Below are 17916 nucleotides of genomic sequence, written 5' to 3'. Positions count from 1 at the left end.
CTACGGGGCTCGGCGGGCTCCACGGCCCCCGTGGGGCGGGGTCCGTGCGGTCCGGGGCGGCTCAGTACGCGGGCAGGCGGCGGGGGCCCAGGTCGGTGGTGGCGGGCGGCCGGGCCAGGCGGACGGCGGCGTCCAGGACGGACAGGCCGCGCGGGGCGACGACGACCGGTTCGAGCTCCACCCCCACCACCTCGGGGTGGTCGTCGACGAGCCGGGAGACGCGGAGCAGCAGCTCGGCGAGGGCGGCGGTGTCCACCGGCTGGGAGCCGCGCCAGCCGAAGAGCAGCGGGGCGGCGCGGATCGAGCGGATCTGCTCGGCGACCTCACGGTCGGTGGCGGGGATGAGGCGGTGGGCGACGTCGCCGAGCAGCTGGGAGGGGGCGCCGGCCAGGCCGAAGGAGAGCACGGCGCCGGCGGCGGGGTCGATGGCGGCACGGATGACCGTGTCGACCCCGCGCGGCACCATGGACTGGACGACCGGCCGCAGCTCCCCGGGCGAGCCGAGGAAATCGGTCAATTCGGCGTAGGTGCGGCGGAGTTCGGCCTCGCCGGCGATGTCCAGCCGGACGCCGCCGAGGTCGGCGCGGTGCCGCAGGTGGGGTGCGGTGGTCTTGAGGGCCACCGGGTAGCCGAGGCGGGCGGCGGCGCGCACGGCGGCGTCGGGGTCGGGGGCGGGCAGGACGGGGTGGGTGTGGATGCCGTAGCGGGCGAGCAGGGCCGCGGCGTCGTCGTCCGGTACCCGTACCGAGCGGCCGCTGGGGACGTCGGCGGCGAGGCGGTCGAGGAGCCGGTCGATGTCGGCACCGGCCGCGGCCTCCTGGATGTCGTCGTACTCGGGCACCCGGCCCGGATCGGCCGCCTCCCGGCGCCAGGCGGCGTACCGGACGGCCTCGGCGAGCGCGCGTACGGCCCGCTCGGCGGCGGGGTAGGCGGGGATGCGCAGCGGGGCGGGTCGGCGGCTGGGCGGGGCGGTCTCGGTGGCGCGGACCGCGGGCGTCCGGGCCGCGGCGTGGGCTCCCGGGGGCGGGCCCGGAGGGAACGGCGGACGGGACGGCGGGTACGTGGGCCGGGGCGGCGGGGCGGGGGCGGCCGTCGCCGGCGGGGTGGGGGGTGTCGTCGCCGGGGGGTCGGGTTCGGCGGGGGCCTGCGGGGCGGGCCGGTCCGTCGCCGGGGCGGCGGGGCCCGGGGTGGCCGGCGGGGCGGCGAGGGTCTCGGCGAGGGCGTCCATGGCGAGGTGCACGACCGTGACCGGCTTCTCCCGGTGGGCCGCGGCGGCCGTGCGCAGCGCCGTGGCGAGCGCCGCGCCTTCGCTGCCGCCCGGGGAGAAGCCGTCCTCCTCCCCCACCCAGGGAATGGCGGTGACGATGACCGCGTCACAGCCGTCACCGGAGAGGGTCTCGTCGAGCGCGGCGCGGAAGTCGTCAGGTGTGGCGGCGGAGGGCAGCACCCGGGGGCGCAGTGGGCGCAGCCGCTCGGTCAGACAGGCGTCGTAGGCGAGCAGGGCCAGGGACTCGGAGTTGCCGAGGATGGCGATGCGCGGTCCGGCCGGCAGCGGCTGGGAAGCCAGCAGCAGCCCGGCGTCGATCAGCTCGGTGACGGTGTCGACGCGGATGACGCCGGCCTGGCGCATCAGGGCGGCGACCGTGCTGTCGGGGACGCGGACGGTGGGCACGGTGTGGCCGGGCGGGGTGGTGCCGTTGTGCCGGGCGCCCCGGGCGACCACGACCGGTTTGACGGCGGCGGTGCGGCGGGCCAGCCGGGCGAACTTGCGGGGGTTGCCGATGGACTCCAGGTAGAGGATCACGACGTCGGTGTCCGGGTCCTCGTACCAGTACTGGAGGAGGTCGTTGCCGGAGACGTCGGCGCGGTTGCCGGCCGAGACGAAGGCGGAGATGCCGGCGATCCCGCCGTCCCCGGGGCCGCGCGCGTGCAGTCCGCTGAGCAGGGCGATGCCGATGGCTCCGGACTGGGTGAACAGGCCGATGTGGCCGGCGCCGGGCATCTGCGGGGCGAGCGAGGCGTTCAGCCGGATGTCGGCGGCGGTGTTGATCAGACCGAAGGCGTTCGGTCCGATGAGCCGCATGCCGTAGGAGCGGGCCTGGTGGAGCAGGGCGCGCTGCCGCTCCCTGCCCTCGGGGCCCGCCTCGGCGTAACCGGAGGAGAGGATCAGCACGCCCTGGACGCCGTGTTCGCCGCAGTCGCGGATCACGTCCGGGACGCGCTCGGCGGGGACGGCGATGACGGCGAGGTCGACCGGGTCGGGGATCTCCCGGAGCCCGCGGACCGCCGGTACGCCTTCCGGGTCGAGCCGCCGCAGGTCGTCGGGGAAGGCGTGGTTGACGGCGTGCAGCCGGCCGGTGAAACCGGAGTCGAGGATGTGCCGCAGGGCCGTGCGGCCGATGCCGCCGGAGGCGCGGCCGGTGCCGATGACGGCGACCGAGCCGGGGGCGAGCAACCGCTGGACGGAACGGGCCTCGGCGCGCTGCTCGCGGCTGCGCATCACGGCCATGGACTGCTCGGTCGGTTCGAGGTCGAACTCCAGCCGCACCACGCCGTCTTCGAAGGTGCGCTTCTGGGTGTACCCGGCGTCCGTGAACACCTTGATCATCTTGTTGTTGGCGGGCAGCACCTCGGCGGCGAACCGCCGGATGCCGCGCTCGCGGGCGACGGCGGCGATGTGCTCCAGGAGGGCGGAGGCCACGCCGCGCCCCTGATGGGCGTCCTGCACCAGGAAGGCGACCTCGGCCTGGTCGTCCTCGGGGCTCTTGGCGGGGAGTCCCTGGTCGTTGATCCGGTCGTAGCGGACGGTGGCGATGAACTCGCCGCCGACCGTGGCCGCGAGCCCGACCCGGTCGACGTAGTCGTGGTGGGTGAAGCGGTGCACATCGCGGTCGGACAGGCGCGGGTAGGGCGCGAAGAAGCGGTAGTACTTGGACTCGTCCGAGACCTGTTCGTAGAAGGAGACCAGCCGCTCGGCGTCGTCGGGGGTGATGGGGCGGATCCGCGCCGTGCCGCCGTCGCGCAGCACCACGTCGGCTTCCCAGTGGGTCGGGTATGCGTGGTCCGGCGGCTTCTGCATGCGGACAGGGTACGACCGGCCACCGACAACCGGCCCGGCACGCGTAATCTCGGGGTCAGGGGGCAGCCGGGAGCAGCCCCGGCAGCGTGAGAGAATGGTCTAGACAACAGTCACGACTTTGAAGGGCAACACCATGGCTGAGCGCCGCGTCAATGTCGGTTGGGCCGAGGGCCTGCACGCCCGTCCCGCGTCGATCTTCGTCCGGGCGGCCACCGCCGCCGGCGTCCCGATGACGATCGCCAAGGCCGATGGCAACCCGGTCAACGCGGCCTCCATGCTCGCGGTCCTGGGCCTGGGCGCCCAGGGCGGCGAGGAGATCGTGCTGGCCTCGGACGCCGAGGGCGCCGAGGAGGCGCTCGACCGCCTGGCCAAGCTCGTCTCCGAGGGTCTCGAAGAGCTCCCCGAGACCGTCTGAGCCCACCGGGACGCCCCTCATACGACGACCCCGCCGCGATGACCTGAAAAGGTGCCGCGGCGGGGCCGTTCTGCTGCGCTTTGCGTTCCGGGAAGTGCCATAGCCCTTCCCCGCACAAGTGCGCGCCCTCCGCCGCGCCGTTCTCATTGCGGGAACACTTGGCGGCGGACGCGAAAATACGTGGGGCGGAATGCGTGTGTACCGGAGAATATCCACCCGCCGTAATCCGAAATCAGCCAGGAAGGCAAGCGCGGCGCCGGAAAACGCCGCCCGGGAATTCCGCACCCCTTTGTATACGGCCCGCGTGTTAAGAACGGGCGCGCGCCGTGTTGACGGGCTGTTTCGGATCGCTCACCTCGGGTGCGGCGAGGCGCCGCAGCCGGTACACCGGGCGCGAGCGCTCGATGTGAGCCGCCATCAGGGCGCGGGCCCGTTCCGCGTCTCCACGGGCCACCGCGTCCAGCACCGCACCGTGCTCGTCCCACACCTCGCCGGCCCGCGGCGGCGGCTCCACCGCATACATCCACTCGATCTTGCGGCGCAGTTGGGTCAGCAGCGCGGTCAGGCTGGGACTGCCGGCCGCCTGGGCCAGCGTCTCGTGGAACCAGCCGTCGAGTTGGCGCAGGTCGGCGGGGTTGCCGTGGCGGGCCCGCTCGCGGCCGAGCCGTACCAGGCCGCGCAGCACCTTCAGATGGGCGGGGGTGCGCCGGGCGGCCGCGCGGGCCGCGCCCAACGGCTCCAGCAGGGCGCGGACGTCGAGCAGGTCGACGGCCTCCTGCTCGGTGGGCTCGGCGACGCACGCACCGGCGTGGTGGCGGGTGGTGACGAAGCCCTCCGACTGCAGGGTGCGCAGGGCTTCGCGGACCGGCACTCTGGAGACGCCGTACCGCGCCGCCAGGATCTCCTCGATCAGCCGGCTCCCCGGCGCCAGTGCGCCGGAGACGATGTCCTCGCGAATCGCCGTGCACACCGCATGCGCGGAAATATGGCCTCGCATCGATCGTGCCTCCGCCGTAATCCCCGGAAAACGCCGCCGGTCGGCGGCTTTTCCGAGACTCTATTCGACCGGCACGGCTTTTCCGACGGACTCTGCATATTCGGCGATATTTTTTGGCCAGTGGGCGCGGAGCGCACGGAGGCATGCGCCGGGGGCGCGGGGACGGGTCGGCCGGCGGGCCGGTCGGACGCCGGCCGGGCGCCGGCTCAGACGTTGACGCCGTGCGAGCGCAGGTAGGCGAGGGGGTCGATGTCGGAGCCGTAGTCGGGGCTGGTGCGGGCCTCGAAGTGCAGATGCGGGCCGGTGACGTTGCCGGTGGCCCCGGAGAGGCCGATCTGCTGACCGGGGGTGACGGTCTGGCCGACCGAGACGCCGATGGACGACAGGTGGCCGTACTGGGTGTAGGTGCCGTCGTGCATCTTGATCACGATGTTGTTGCCGTACGAACCGCCCCAGCCGGCCTCGACCACGGTGCCCGCGCCGACCGCGTGGACGGAGGTCCCGGTGGCGGCGTGGAAGTCGATGCCGGTGTGGCTGCCGGACGACCACAGGCTGCTGGACGCCTTGTAGCCGGTGGAGACGTAGGAACCGGCGATGGGGGCGACGAAGGCGTTCAGGCGCTTGCGCTCGGCGTCCCGGGCGGCCCGCTCCTTGGCCTCGCGCTCGGCCTTGGCCTTCTTCCTGGCGGCCTCGGCGTGCCGCTCGGCCTCCGCCACCCGCTTCTTGGCCTCGGCCTCGGCCTTCGCCTTCATGGCGGCGGCCTCGGCGGCGGCCTGCTGGGTGTCGGCCTGGACCTCCAGGCGGTGGGCGAGTTCGTCGCCGAGCACGACGGCCTGGGTGAGACCGGTGTCCTGGGCGCGCGCCTCGTCGGTGGCGGCCAGCGCCGGCGAGGCCATGGTGGCGACGACGCCGGAGGTCGCCAGGGTGGCTATGCCGGCGAGGTTGCGGGTCGTCCGGGCGGTGCGGCTGGCCCGGCGGTGCTTCCCGGTGGCACGGGTGAACGCCATGTGCTGGCTCGTCCTTTCCTTCCCTCTCGCCTACCGGGTTAGCTGACGGGTTCGGAGCAGGAAGGTCTCCTACGGACCCCTCCGGAGAGGCGCCCGATTCACCCCAGGGACGTGTGGGTCCCCGGCTCCCCTGGCTCGCGCCGTACGGGGACTCGGCGATGACTGTCCGGTGCCACTGTTGTGGCGGAGTTGTGACGAACAGCCGGACCGACGCTAATCGGGGCAACTTTGCGGCGCCAAACGGAACCGCGATTTTGTGCGGGATGCCACAAGTTCCGGAACCAACAAGCCCCTGCAAAACGGACATACGGCGGATTCCGCGGATTCCCGCGGACGGTGCCGGACATACGACGGCTCCCGTGGTGAGCGAACACCACGGGAGCCGGTCAGCCGTGACGCCTCGTCATGCGCCGTCCGCCACCTAGCCGCTGACGACGGTCACCTCTCCGATGCCCAGCGCCTTGACGGGCTCGGTGATCTGCGCGGCGTCGCCCACCAGGATGGTCACCAGGCGGTCCACCGGGAAGGCGTTGACGGCGGCGGCGGTCGCCTCGACCGTGCCGGTCTCCGCGAGCCGGAGGTACAACTGCGCCTGGTAGTCGTCCGGGAGCTGCTGCTCCACCTGGTCGGCGAGGGTGCCCGCGACGGCCGCGGCGGTCTCGTACTTGAGCGGCGCCACCCCGACGAGGTTCTGCACCGCGACGTCCCGTTCCTCGTCCGTCAGCCCCTCTGCCGCGAGGGTCCGCAGCACCTTCCACAGGTCGTCCAGCGCGGGCCCGGTGGAGGCGGTGTCCACCGAGCCGCTGATGGCGAGCAGCGCGGCGCCGGTGGCGCCCTCGGGGGACGTGGGGGCCGTGGAGCGCAGCACCTGGCCGAAGGCCCGCACGCCGTAGGTGTAGCCCTTCTCCTCCCGCAGGACGCGGTCCAGGCGGGAGGTGAGGGTGCCGCCCAGGCAGTACGTGCCGAGCACCTGCGCCGGCCACACGCGGTCGTGCCGGTCGGCGCCGATCCGGCCGATGAGCAGCTGCGTCTGGACGGCCCCGGGGCGGTCCACGATCACCACGCGGCCGGTGTCGTCGGCGACGATCGGTGTCGCCCTGACCGGCTCGGCGGTCGAACCGCTCCAGGCGCCGAGGGTGTCCGCGAGCGCCGCGGCCAGGTCGACGCCGGTGAAGTCGCCGACGATCACGGCGGTGGCCGTGGCGGGCCGGACGTGGGCGTCGTAGAAGGCGCGCACGGCCGCGGCGTCGATCCGCGCGATGGTCTCCTCGGTGCCCTGACGGGGGCGGGAGATCCGCGCGGTGGCCGGGAACAGCTCCTTGGAGAGCGCCATCGCCGCCCGCCGGGCCGGGTTGGCGAGCTCGTGCGGGATCTCGTCGAGGCGGTTGCGGACCAGCCGCTCGATCTCGCTCTCCGGGAAGGCGGGGGCGCGCAGCGCGTCGGCGAGCAGGCCGAGCGCGCGGGTCAGCCGGGAGGCCGGGACCTCCAGGGAGACGCGTACGCCGGGGTGGTCGGCGTGTGCGTCCAGCGTGGCACCGCAGCGCTCCAGCTCGGCGGCGAAGCCCTCCGCGTCGTATTTGTCGGTGCCCTCGGACAGGGCGCGCGCCATGATCGTGGCGACGCCGTCCAGGCCCTCGGGCTCGGCGTCCAGAGGGGCGACGAGGTTGATCTCGACCGCGACGACCTGCTGACCGGGGCGGTGGCTGGTCAGGAGGGTGAGGCCGTTGGGCAGTTGGCTGCGCTCGGGGGCCGGGAAGGCCCACGGCTTGGGGGCGCCGCTCTGGGGCTGCGGGTGGAACTGCATGGTGCTCCCTGGGGAATCCTGGCGGGTGGCGTCGCTCACTGCTCCGTCTCCCCTTCCTCGGCGGCGTTGCCGGCCGGCTCGGTGGGCTCGTAGACGAGCACCGCGCGGTTGTCGGGGCGCAGCCGGGCCTTGGCGACCGCCTGCACCTCCTCGGGGGTGACGTCCAGGACCCGCTGCACGGCGGTCAGCGCGAGCTGCGGGTCGCCGAACAGGACGGCGAACCGGCAGAGTTCGTCGGCGCGACCGCTGACCGTCGCCAGGCGGTCCAGCCATTCGCGCTCCAGCTGGGCCTGCGCCCGCTCCATCTCCTCCGGGGTGGGCCCCTCGGCGGCGAACCGCGCCAGTTCCTCGTCGACCGCGCGCTCGATGGCGGGCACCTCCACCCCGGCGGACGTCTTCACGTCCAGCCAGCCCAGGGAGGGCGCGCCGGCCAGCCGCAGCAGACCGAAGCCGGCGGCCACCGCGCTGCGGTCGCGACGCACCAGCCGGTTGTACAGGCGGGAGGACTCGCCGCCGCCCAGGACGGTCAGCGCGAGGTCGGCGGCGTCCGCCTCACGGGTGCCGTCGTGCGGCAGGCGGTAGGCCGCCATCAGGGCACGCGAGGGCACATCCTCCTCGACGACCTCACGCAGCTCGGTGCCGACCACGTCGGGCAGCGTGCCGTCCCGGGGCGGCTGCTTGCCGTCGTGGGAGGGGATCGAGCCGAAGTACTTCTCGATCCAGGCCAGCGTCCGGGCCGGGTCGATGTCGCCGACGACCGACAGGACGGCGTTGTTGGGCGCGTAGTACGTACGGAAGAAGGCCCGCGCGTCCTCCAGGGAGGCGGCGTCCAGGTCGGCCATCGACCCGATGGGCGTGTGGTGGTACGGGTGGCCCTCCGGGTACGCCATGGCCGTCAGCTTCTCGAAGGCCGTGCCGTAGGGGACGTTGTCGTAGCGCTGGCGGCGCTCGTTCTTGACGACGTCGCGCTGGTTCTCCAGGGACTCCTCGTCGAGCGCGGTCAGCAGCGAGCCCATGCGGTCGGCCTCCAGCCAGAGCGCGAGCTCCAGCTCATGGGCGGGCATGGTCTCGAAGTAGTTGGTGCGCTCGAAGCTCGTGGTGCCGTTGAGCGAACCGCCGGCGCCCTGCACCAGCTCGAAGTGGCCGTTCCCCTTCACCTGCGCGGAGCCCTGGAACATCAGGTGCTCGAAGAGGTGAGCCAGGCCCGTACGGCCCTTGACCTCGTGGCGGGAGCCGACGTCGTACCACAGGCAGACCGCTGCGACCGGGGTCAGGTGGTCTTCGGAGAGCACCACGCGCAGGCCGTTGGCCAGCCGGTGCTCGGTCGCTGTCAGGCCGCCGGAGCCGGCTTGTTCTGTGGCCGTGTGACCCATGGGCATGTACGTCCCTTCGATCGCTTGCGAGGAAGTTCTGTCACTGTATGCAACCGCATCGGCATCTGGCGAAGTTCCCGCAGGACCGCCCCCGAACGAGGGCGTGCCCAGTGCCGCCGTGGGGCCGCGACCGGGCGCCGGGACGACCGTCATGGGGGCCGCCGTGCGAGCGCCACCGGGCCCTTGTGGGCGCCACCACCGGGCCGCCGTGGGAGCCGCCACCGGGCCGCCGCAGGGGCGGAAGGGGGAGTCGCGGTCGGCGTTGTCAGTGGGGCGGTCCACAATGGACCGCGTCAGACTCAGAGATACTCGCCGGTTGATCCCCCAGCTGATCGACCCGGCTGATTGACCGACGACGCCCCGGCGCCGTCCCCGACCTCGGCAGTAGACGCAGCAGAAGGAGCCGCAGCCGCGATGGCCCGCCGCAGCACGAAGACCCCGCCGCCGGACGACTTCGAGGAGAGGATCCTCGACATCGACGTCGTCGACGAGATGCAGGGTTCCTTCCTCGAGTACGCGTATTCGGTCATCTACTCGCGCGCCCTGCCGGACGCCCGCGACGGCCTCAAGCCGGTGCACCGCCGCATCCTCTACCAGATGAACGAGATGGGCCTGCGCCCCGAGCGCGGCTATGTGAAGTGCGCCCGGGTCGTCGGTGAGGTGATGGGTAAGCTCCACCCGCACGGCGACGCGTCCATCTACGACGCGCTGGTGCGCATGGCGCAGCCGTTCTCGATGCGGCTGCCGCTGGTCGACGGCCACGGCAACTTCGGCTCGCTGGGCAACGACGACCCGCCGGCCGCGATGCGGTACACGGAATGCCGGATGGCGTCCGCGACGTCCCTGATGACCGAGTCGATCGACGAGGACACCGTCGACTTCGCGCCGAACTACGACGGCCAGGAGCAGGAGCCGGCCGTCCTCCCCGCCGCGTATCCGAACCTCCTCGTCAACGGCACCTCCGGCATCGCCGTCGGTATGGCGACGAACATGCCGCCGCACAACCTGGGCGAGGTCATCGCCGCGGCCCGCCATCTGATCAAGCACCCGAACGCCGACCTCGACACCCTGATGCGCTTCGTGCCGGGCCCGGACCTGCCGACCGGCGGCCGGATCGTGGGCCTGAGCGGCATCCGGGACGCGTACGAGAAGGGCCGCGGCACGTTCAAGATCCGCGCCACGGTCACGGTGGAGAACGTCACCGCGCGCCGCAAGGGCCTGGTCGTCACCGAACTCCCCTTCACGGTCGGCCCGGAAAAGGTCATCTCCAAGATCAAGGACCTGGTCGGCTCGAAGAAGCTCCAGGGCATCGCGGACGTCAAGGACCTCACCGACCGTGAACACGGCCTGCGCCTGGTGATCGAGGTCAAGAACGGCTTCAACCCCGAAGCCGTCCTGGAGCAGCTCTACAAGCTGACGCCGATGGAGGAGTCCTTCGGCATCAACAACGTCGCCCTGGTGGACGGCCAGCCGCTGACGCTGGGCCTGAAGGAGCTGCTGGAGGTCTACGTCGACCACCGCTTCGACGTGGTGCGCCGCCGCAGCGAGTTCCGCCGGAGCAAGCGCCGCGACCGGCTGCACCTGGTCGAGGGCCTGCTGACGGCCCTGGTGGACATCGACGAGGTGATCCGCCTGATCCGCTCCAGCGAGAACAGCGCGCAGGCCAAGGAGCGGCTGATCGAGCGCTTCTCGCTGAGCGACGTCCAGACCCAGTACATCCTCGACACCCCGCTGCGCCGGCTGACCAAGTTCGACCGGATCGAGCTGGAGTCGGAACGCGACCGGCTGCAGGAGGAGATCGAGAAGCTGACCCGGATCCTGGAGTCGGACGCCGAGCTGCGCAAGCTGGTCTCCGGCGAGCTGGCCGCGGTCGCCAAGAAGTACGGCACGGACCGGCGCACGGTCCTGCTGGAGTCGGCGGGCTCCACGGTCGGCGCGGTGCCGCTGGAGGTCGCCGACGACCCGTGCCGGGTGCTGCTGTCCTCGACGGGCCTGCTGGCGCGTACGGTCACCGGCGAGGTGCCGTTCGACGTCGACGCCAAGCGGGTCAAGCACGATGTGATCGTCTCGGCGGTCCCGGCGACGACCCGCGGCGAGGTGGGCGTGGTGACGTCCCTGGGCCGGCTGCTGCGGCTCTCGGTGATCGATCTGCCGCAGCTCCCGGAGACCGCGGCGGCGCCGAGCCTCGCGGGCGGCGCACCGCTCTCGGAGTTCCTGACGCTCCAGGACGGTGAGGAGCTGGTCTGCCTCACCACCCTGGACGAGTCCTCGCCGGGCCTGGCGCTCGGTACGGAACAAGGCGTGGTCAAGCGGGTGGTGCCCGACTACCCCGCCAACAAGGAGGAGTTGGAGGTCATCACCCTCAAGGAGGGCGACCGCATCGTGGGCGCGGCCGAACTGCGCACCGGTGAGGAAGACCTGGTCTTCATCACCAACGAGGCGCAGCTGCTGCGCTATCCGGCGTCGCAGGTACGGCCGCAGGGCCGGCCCGCGGGCGGTATGGCCGGCATCAAGCTGGGCGAGGGCGGGAAGGTGATCTCGTTCTCGGCGGTCGACCCGGCGGCCGACGCCATGGTCTTCACCGTCGCCGGTTCGCACGGCACCCTGGACGACTCGGTCGCCACGGCCAAGATCACCCCGTTCGACCAGTACCCGCGCAAGGGCCGGGCGACCGGCGGCGTGCGCTGCCAGCGCTTCCTGAAGGGCGAGGACTGCCTGATCCAGGCGTGGGCCGGACCGGCGCCGGTGCGGGCGGCGGACGCCAAGGGCGCCCCGGTGCCGCTGCCGGAGCCGGACCCGCGCCGGGACGGCTCGGGCGTGGGACTGACGAAGCGGGTGGCGGCACTGGCGGGACCGGTGTGAGCCGGCCTCACCGCCGCCGCTGACGGGGCGGGGCGGGGCGGGGCGGGACGCCGGGAAAGCGGCGGAGGCCGTCGGGTGCCGGGCAGGTACCGGGAAGGTGCCGGGCAGGTACGGGGAAGATGCCGGGCAGGTACGGGGCAGTGGACGCTCCCGGGTGACGGGACGAGCAATGCCGTCGGGCCGGTGAGAGCCGGTTCGACGGCGTTACGCGTCTCCACTACCCCGCCCCCCGTATTCGCCCCCTACCTCTCTCCCCACCCGTCTCCCCACCTGCCTCCCTACTCGTCCTCCTGCTCGTCTCCCTACTCGTCTTCCTCGCGGGACGCCACGTACCGCAGCACGCCCCACATGCTGTTCTCATCGGCCTGTGACGGCCCGGCCTCCCGGCAGTCGTCCAGCTCCTTGCGGAGCGCCGGGGCGTCGATACCGCTGCCGATGAGGACGAGCTGGGTGCTCCGCTCCTCGCCCTTCGGCCAGGGCTCGGGGTAGAAGCGCAGGAAGTCGCCGACGGCGTGCACGGTGAACTTCTGCCGGTTCTCCGGGACGTCGAAGTGGACGAACCCCTTGATGCGGTAGAGGCCGGCCGGCCGGCTGTCCAGGAAGTCCATGAGCCGCCGCGGGTGCATCGGCTCCACCGAGCTGAACTCCACGCTCTGGTAGTCGGCGTGCAGGTGCCCGGCGTGGTCGTGGGCGCAGTGTGGACCACAGTCGTCGTGGTCATGGGCGCACTGTGGACCACCGTCGTGGTGGTCGCAGTCGCGGTGGTCGCAGTCATCGTGGTCGCAGTCGTGATGGTCGCAGTGACCGTTCGCGGAGCGGTCGTTGGGGTCGTTCTGATTGAGGCGGCCTGTCTCGCCGTACGCGGGCTCGCGGTGGTTCTGAGGGTGCTCGTCGTTGGCCGCGGCCTCGCGCAGCAGGTCCTCGAAGGACAACTGGCGCACGGCCGCATCGAGGTCCTCCCCCGGCCCACGGTCGAAGAACAGCTCGGGGTCGACCCGACCGTACGCCGTACAGAGCACCGGCCGGCCGGGCGCCAGCTCCGCGAGGGCGTCCCGGAGCGCCCGGCGCGCCGCGTCGTCGATCCGGTCGGCCTTGTTGAGCACCACGATGTCGGCGATGCCGACGTGCCGGTCCAGCTCGGGATGGCGGGCCCGGGTGGACTCGAACTCGGCGGCGTCCACGACCTCGATCAGCCCGCCGTAGACGATCCGGTCGTTGTCGCTGGCCAGGATCATCCGGATGAGTTCCTGCGGCTCGGCCAGCCCGCTCGCCTCGATGACGATCACGTCGATACGGGCGGAGGGACGGGCCAGCCGCTCCAGATACGTGTCCAGTTCGCTGGTGTCGACCGCACAGCACAGACAGCCGTTGCCGAGCGACACCATCGAGTCGACCTGTCCGGCGACGGTCATCGCGTCGATCTCGATGCTGCCGAAGTCATTGACGATCGCGCCGATACGGGTCCCGTCGCCGGCCCGGAGCAAGTGGTTGAGCAGGGTCGTCTTGCCCGAACCGAGGAACCCCGCGAGCACGACGACCGGGATCTGTTGCGTGGCCAGAAGGCGCCTCCATGGTGCGGGTGGCGGGCCGCGCGGCCCGGCGGCGGACGAGCAGTCGATCGTAACGGACCACCGATTCGCGGTATGGGCCGAGCGCCGGGGGCCGGGAGGGCAGCGGGAGCTGAGGCCGGTACGGCAGCGGGAGCTGATCCCGGTGCCGGGGCCAAAGCCTCAGCTCGTGCCAAAGCCGCGGCCAGTGCCGGGCCGGCACCGGGGCCGAGGCCGGTCAGGGCCTGAGCCTGCGCGCCACGGTGGGGTGCCTGGCCCGTCTCCAGGGGCGGCGGGCCGCACCGGGGCCAACGCCGGTCCGGCACCAGGACCGGGCCCGGCACCAGTGCCCGGCGCCCGGAACGTGGCTCGGCGCCCGAAACCGTGACCCGCGCCAAGGCCTGGTGCCAGGCCCGATACCGCGACCCGCTTCCCAGGTCCGATACCGCGACCCGCTTCCCAGATCCCGCGCCACGGCCCGCTGCCAGGCTGGTGCGCCGACTTCGTGGTGGTGGCTACCCGGGCACCACCTCCGGCAGCGGCTGTGGCGGGGGCGGGCCGACGTACCGGGCTGCCGGGCGGATGATCTTCGAATCCTCCGCCTGCTCCAACACGTTGGCGCTCCAGCCGACGACCCTGGCCGCGCAGAAGGTCGGCGTGAACATCTCGCGCGGCAGTCCGCACAGCTCCATGACGACGCCCGCGTAGAACTCCACATTGATGTGCAGCTCGCGGCCCGGCTTGAGCTCGGCCAGCAGCGCCTCGGTGCGCGCCTCCACCTGGACGGCGAACTCCACCAGCGGCCCGCCGAACTCCTCGGCGATCCCGCGCAGCATCCGTGAGCGCGGGTCCTCCGTGCGGTACACGGGATGACCGAACCCCATGATCCGTTCGCCGCGCAGGACCCGTTCGCGGATCCAGGCGTCTATCCGGTCCGGTGTGCCGATGGCGTCGAGCGTGTCCAGCGCCCGGCTCGGCGCTCCGCCGTGCAAAGGACCGGAAAGCGCTCCGACGGCTCCGACGAGACAGGCCGCGAGATCGGCACCGGTGGAGGTGATGACGCGGGCGGTGAACGTCGAAGCGTTGAAGCCGTGGTCGATCGTGGAGATCAGATAGGCCTCTATCGCCCGGACCCGGCGCGGATCAGGTTCCTCGCCGGTGAGCATGTAGAGGTAGTTGGCGGCGTGACCCAAATCGGGCCGTGGCTCCACGGGCTGCTGTCCCTGGCCGAGCCGGTGCAGCGCGGTGAGCAGGGTCGGTACGGCGGCGACGGCGGCGAGCGCGTCGGCCCGCCGGCGGTCGGCGTCGATGTCGTACAGCGGCCGGAAACCGGCGCTCGCGCCGAACAGCGAGAGCGCGGTGCGCAGCCCGGCGAGCGGGCCCGCAAGCGCACCGGCCCGGGCCAGGGCGGGCAGTGCTTCGCGTACGGCCGCGGGCAGCGGGCGCAGCGCGGCGGTCTCGGCCTTGAAGGCTGCCAGTTGGGCCGCGTCGGGCAGCGTGCCGTGGAACATCAGGTACCAGACGTCCTCGAACGTGCGGGTCCGGGCCAGCTCGACGGCGGAGTACTGGCGGTAGTGGTAGAAGCCCTCGCGCCCCCGGACGTCGCCGAGTCGGGTCTCGGTGACGATGACGCCCGCGAGCCCGCGGGGTGCCTCGATGGGTGCGTTCGCCTCGGCGATCGGCATGGCGGATCTCCTCGTTCTTCCTCCCCAAATATTGATCCGACTATCTATGCTTGACTCAATACTCGTCAATATTGATTGAATCAATACAGAGGTCAATGCAGGAGGGGCCTGGACATGGACGGGTCCGGTTGCGGACGCGCTGGATACGGTGATCCCATGGCGGATCAGGACACGGCACAGGACACCCGCGAGCGACGGCTGAGCACGCGGGAGGCGGCCGACCGGCTCGGCGTGAAGCCCGAGACGGTCTATGCGTACGTCAGCCGCGGTCAGCTGACCAGCCACCGGGAACCGGGCAGCCGCGGCAGCACCTTCGACCCGAAGGAGGTCGACGCGCTGGCCCGCCGCAGCGGCCGCCGCGAACCCACTTCCGCCGGCGCCGAGTTGGCGATCCGCACCGGCATCACCCTGATCGACCGTGACCACTGCTACTTCCGCGGCGTGGACACCGCGGAGCTCGCCGCCCACTACAGCTACGAGGAGGTCGCGGAGTGGCTGTGGACCGGCGTCCTGCGCCGCGGCATCCGCTTCACCGCCCCGCAGGACGCCCGGACCGCGGCCCGCCGTGCCGTACGGGCGCTGCCGCCGCACAGCGGACCGATGGACCGGCTGCGGGTCGCGGTGATCGCCGCCGCGGCCGCCGATCCTCTGCGGTTCGACCTCTCCGAGGACGCCGTCCTCGGCACCGCCCGCAGCCTCATCCCGACCCTCGTCGACGCCCTCCCGGCGCTCGGTGAAGAACCCCCCGCCACCGGACCGCTCGGGCCACGGCTCTGGTGCCGGCTGACCGCGGAGCCGGCCGACCCCGCATTGCTGCGCGTCCTGGACGCCGCGCTGGTCCTGCTCATCGACCACGACCTCGCCGCTTCCACGCTCGCGGTCCGGGTCGCGGCCTCCGCCCGCGCCCATCCGTACGCGATCGTCTCGGCGGGACTCGGGGCGCTGGACGGCCCGCTGCACGGCGCCGCGAGCGGGATGGCGCACCGGACGCTGCTGGAGGTCCTGGACCGGGGCAGCGCGGCCGCCGTTGTGGCCGATCACCTGCGGGCCGGGCGACGGGTACCGGGCCTCGGCCACCGCCTCTACCCGGGCGAGGACCCGCGCGCCGGCGTCCTCTTCCGGCTGCTGGCGGACGTACCGCAGGCCGCACCCGCCCTGCAGGCCGCACGCGAGGTCGTCGCCACTGCCGCCCGCCACACGGAGCTGCACGCCAACGTCGACCTGGCACTCGCCGTGCTGACCGTCGCGGCGGGCATGCCGCCCGAGGCGGGTGAAACGGTCTTCGCCCTCGCCCGCACCGCCGGCTGGATCGCGCACGCTCTGGAGGAATTCGACGAACGCCCGCTCCGTATGCGCCCCAGCGGCCAGTACCACGGCCCACGCCCCCCGCAGCCGCTCCCCTAAGCGGGCCCAAGCCGTCGTGCACATCTGCCAAGAGCGGGCCCGAGCCACCCGAGCCGTCTCATATCTCTTCCCCGAACGCGCCGGAGCCGTCTCCCGCGCCTCCCCCGAGCGCACCCGAGCCGTCTTACGCATCCACCGTGAGCGGGCCTGAACGGTCGGGCGTTCAGACCGCGTCGGGGAGCGAGGGCCCACGCATTCCCGCGGTGCAGGTCCATGAGCGTTTTCCCGCGGTGCAGATCCATGAGCGCTCCGACGCCGCCATTGCCATAGCCATCGCCACGGCCATTGCCGTTGCCGTTGCCGTTGCCGCCGTGGCGCTACGGCACTTCTCCCGTCCTCCCGCGCAAGCAGGCGAGCGGCCCGGCGTGCAGGATGTCTGAACCATGAGGTTAGGCTCGCCTTCGTGAGTACCTGCGCAACCGCGTCCCGTAACGCGGCCGAACCGCTCGCCGGGACCTCGGCCACCGCCCGCACTTGGCTGCTCATCGAGCAGGCCGGCCCCTGGGGAGCCAAGGCGCTCACGGACAGCCACCTCGACCCGGCACTCGGCCGAGCGCTGGACGACGCGGCGGACGGGACCGGCGTACGCATCGCCCTGATCCGGCGGCCGGGCCGCCACGCCGACTGCCACGGCGTCTCCCGCCGCCGGCTCTTCCTCGCGCACACCGCACCGGGGCGCTCCTGGGTCCGCACGACCACCGTCACCGATCCCGGCGCCGCCCTCGGACTGGACTTCGCCGCCCTCGGCGCGGGCGAACACCACGACATCTGGGAACCGCATTCCGGCGACCCGCTGGCCCTCGTCTGCACCAACGGCAAACGGGACCGCTGCTGCGCCCTGCTCGGACGACCGCTGGCCGCCGAACTCGCCGCCATCGGAATCGACACCTGGGAGGTCACCCACCTGGGCGGCCATCGCTTCTCTCCCACCCTTTTTCTCCTTCCTTACGGTTACGCCTACGGCCGGGCCTCGGCGCATCTGGTCAAGTCCGCCGTGGAGGCGGCGCGCAGCGGACGGATCGCCCTCGACCACTGCCGTGGCCGTTCGGCCTGGGACCGCCCCGCCCAGGCGGCCGACCTCGCGGTCCGCGCCCGGATCCATGAGGACCGCGCGGACGCCCTCGACGTCGTACGGGTCGAGCTCCTGCAGCCCGCACCCGCCGCCACGTCCGCCGACGGCCCGGGACCGGCCTGGGCCGTCACGGTCGCGCACACCGACGGCCGGACCTGGCAGGTGACCGTCGAACAGCGCACCGACAGCGCTCCTGCGCCCGCCAGTTGCGGAGCACCCCTCCTTCCTCCCTCGCGGATGGCGGTCACCTCCCTCGCCGCCGCAGATCTGGTCTGAGACCTGCAACGGCTCGATCCACCACGGACTCGCCGACCATGGATTCCACGAGTCGTCACGGAGCGTGACGACTCTGTGAGATTAGGCGCTCACCCTCCGCGACCGAAAGGCCTGTGGATAACTCCCGCACCCCGCTCTCCCGCCGTCCACAGGCCGACACACCACCGTCTCCACCGTCTCCACCGCTCCCGTCGCGACCCGGCTGAGGCGCCGCGCGTGGCCACCCGGACACCCTCCGAATTCCTCGCCGCAGGGATTACCGGCCCGGCGGTCGGCCCGCTTACTGTTCGTCGGTATGGGCGAGAAGGAAGCGTCGGTTCCGCGCCCGAGCGCCGCAGGGCCCTCGGGCCCCGCACGGTTTCCCGCCAGCCCCTCCTCCCCTCGTGAAGCAACCG

The 17916-nt window shown here is 72.5% G+C and carries 12 protein-coding genes and 1 riboswitch; of the genes, 5 read left to right on the top strand and 7 right to left on the bottom strand.

The annotated features are described in order from the left end of the window. Window positions 1–61: 61 nt before the first annotated feature. Window positions 62–3079 carry a GNAT family N-acetyltransferase gene (locus AB0G35_RS20480; protein ID WP_360951025.1) on the bottom strand — a complete coding sequence of 1006 codons (3018 nt, stop codon included), beginning with the start codon at window positions 3077–3079 and terminating at the stop codon, window positions 62–64. Between the two features lie 133 nt (window positions 3080–3212). Between AB0G35_RS20480 and AB0G35_RS20475 the strand changes: the two genes are divergently transcribed. Beyond that, window positions 3213–3494 (top strand): HPr family phosphocarrier protein, encoded by a 282-nt coding sequence (locus tag AB0G35_RS20475; protein WP_360951022.1) that lies wholly within the window; start codon window positions 3213–3215, stop codon window positions 3492–3494. A gap of 307 nt (window positions 3495–3801) precedes the next feature. On the opposite strand, the gene AB0G35_RS20470 is transcribed toward AB0G35_RS20475, so the two are convergent. From AB0G35_RS20470 to AB0G35_RS20455, 4 genes are all read right to left on the bottom strand, one after another. Continuing rightward, window positions 3802–4491, bottom strand: a complete 690-nt coding sequence (locus tag AB0G35_RS20470; protein ID WP_360951019.1) for a GntR family transcriptional regulator — start codon at window positions 4489–4491, stop codon at window positions 3802–3804. A 206-nt stretch (window positions 4492–4697) separates the two neighbouring features. Beyond that, a complete protein-coding gene (locus AB0G35_RS20465) occupies window positions 4698–5498 on the bottom strand; it encodes a M23 family metallopeptidase (RefSeq protein ID WP_360951016.1) in 801 nt (266 codons plus the stop codon). A gap of 12 nt (window positions 5499–5510) precedes the next feature. Continuing rightward, window positions 5511–5666: riboswitch (cyclic di-AMP (ydaO/yuaA leader) on the bottom strand. 253 nt (window positions 5667–5919) lie between these two features. Next, window positions 5920–7302, bottom strand: coding sequence for a pitrilysin family protein (locus tag AB0G35_RS20460; protein ID WP_360951104.1), 1383 nt, complete (start codon window positions 7300–7302; stop codon window positions 5920–5922). Between the two features lie 35 nt (window positions 7303–7337). Further along, window positions 7338–8675: a pitrilysin family protein gene (locus tag AB0G35_RS20455; protein WP_360951101.1), complete on the bottom strand. Its 1338-nt coding sequence runs from the start codon at window positions 8673–8675 to the stop codon at window positions 7338–7340. Between the two features lie 414 nt (window positions 8676–9089). Between AB0G35_RS20455 and AB0G35_RS20450 the strand changes: the two genes are divergently transcribed. Beyond that, the gene (locus AB0G35_RS20450; RefSeq protein ID WP_360951013.1) at window positions 9090–11537 is read left to right on the top strand and encodes a DNA topoisomerase IV subunit A; all 2448 of its coding nucleotides are present in this window, start codon (window positions 9090–9092) and stop codon (window positions 11535–11537) included. 302 nt (window positions 11538–11839) lie between these two features. Here AB0G35_RS20450 and AB0G35_RS20445 read toward each other — a convergent pair whose 3' ends face one another. Both AB0G35_RS20445 and AB0G35_RS20440 read right to left on the bottom strand, forming a co-directional pair. Beyond that, window positions 11840–13096 carry a CobW family GTP-binding protein gene (locus AB0G35_RS20445; protein WP_360951098.1) on the bottom strand — a complete coding sequence of 419 codons (1257 nt, stop codon included), beginning with the start codon at window positions 13094–13096 and terminating at the stop codon, window positions 11840–11842. Between the two features lie 503 nt (window positions 13097–13599). Next, window positions 13600–14769: a citrate synthase/methylcitrate synthase gene (locus AB0G35_RS20440; RefSeq protein ID WP_360951010.1), complete on the bottom strand. Its 1170-nt coding sequence runs from the start codon at window positions 14767–14769 to the stop codon at window positions 13600–13602. Window positions 14770–14925: 156 nt separating this feature from the next. Between AB0G35_RS20440 and AB0G35_RS20435 the strand changes: the two genes are divergently transcribed. The 3 genes from AB0G35_RS20435 to AB0G35_RS20425 all read left to right on the top strand — a co-directional run bounded on the left by AB0G35_RS20435 (window position 14926) and on the right by AB0G35_RS20425 (window position 17521). Further along, complete coding sequence (locus tag AB0G35_RS20435; RefSeq protein WP_360951007.1) at window positions 14926–16173, top strand: citrate synthase; 1248 nt, start codon at window positions 14926–14928, stop codon at window positions 16171–16173. 137 nt (window positions 16174–16310) lie between these two features. Beyond that, entirely contained in the window at window positions 16311–16553 is a 243-nt protein-coding gene (locus AB0G35_RS20430; RefSeq protein WP_360951004.1) for a hypothetical protein, read from the top strand. 23 nt (window positions 16554–16576) lie between these two features. After that, on the top strand, window positions 16577–17521 hold the full coding sequence (locus tag AB0G35_RS20425) for a sucrase ferredoxin (protein ID WP_360951001.1): 945 nt from the start codon (window positions 16577–16579) through the stop codon (window positions 17519–17521). Window positions 17522–17916: the final 395 nt, after the last annotated feature.

Origin of the sequence: Streptomyces sp. NPDC021749 (genome assembly GCF_040640655.1) — a bacterium.
Lineage (GTDB): Bacteria > Actinomycetota > Actinomycetes > Streptomycetales > Streptomycetaceae > Streptomyces.
This window is presented reverse-complemented; position numbering and strand designations above follow the sequence as displayed.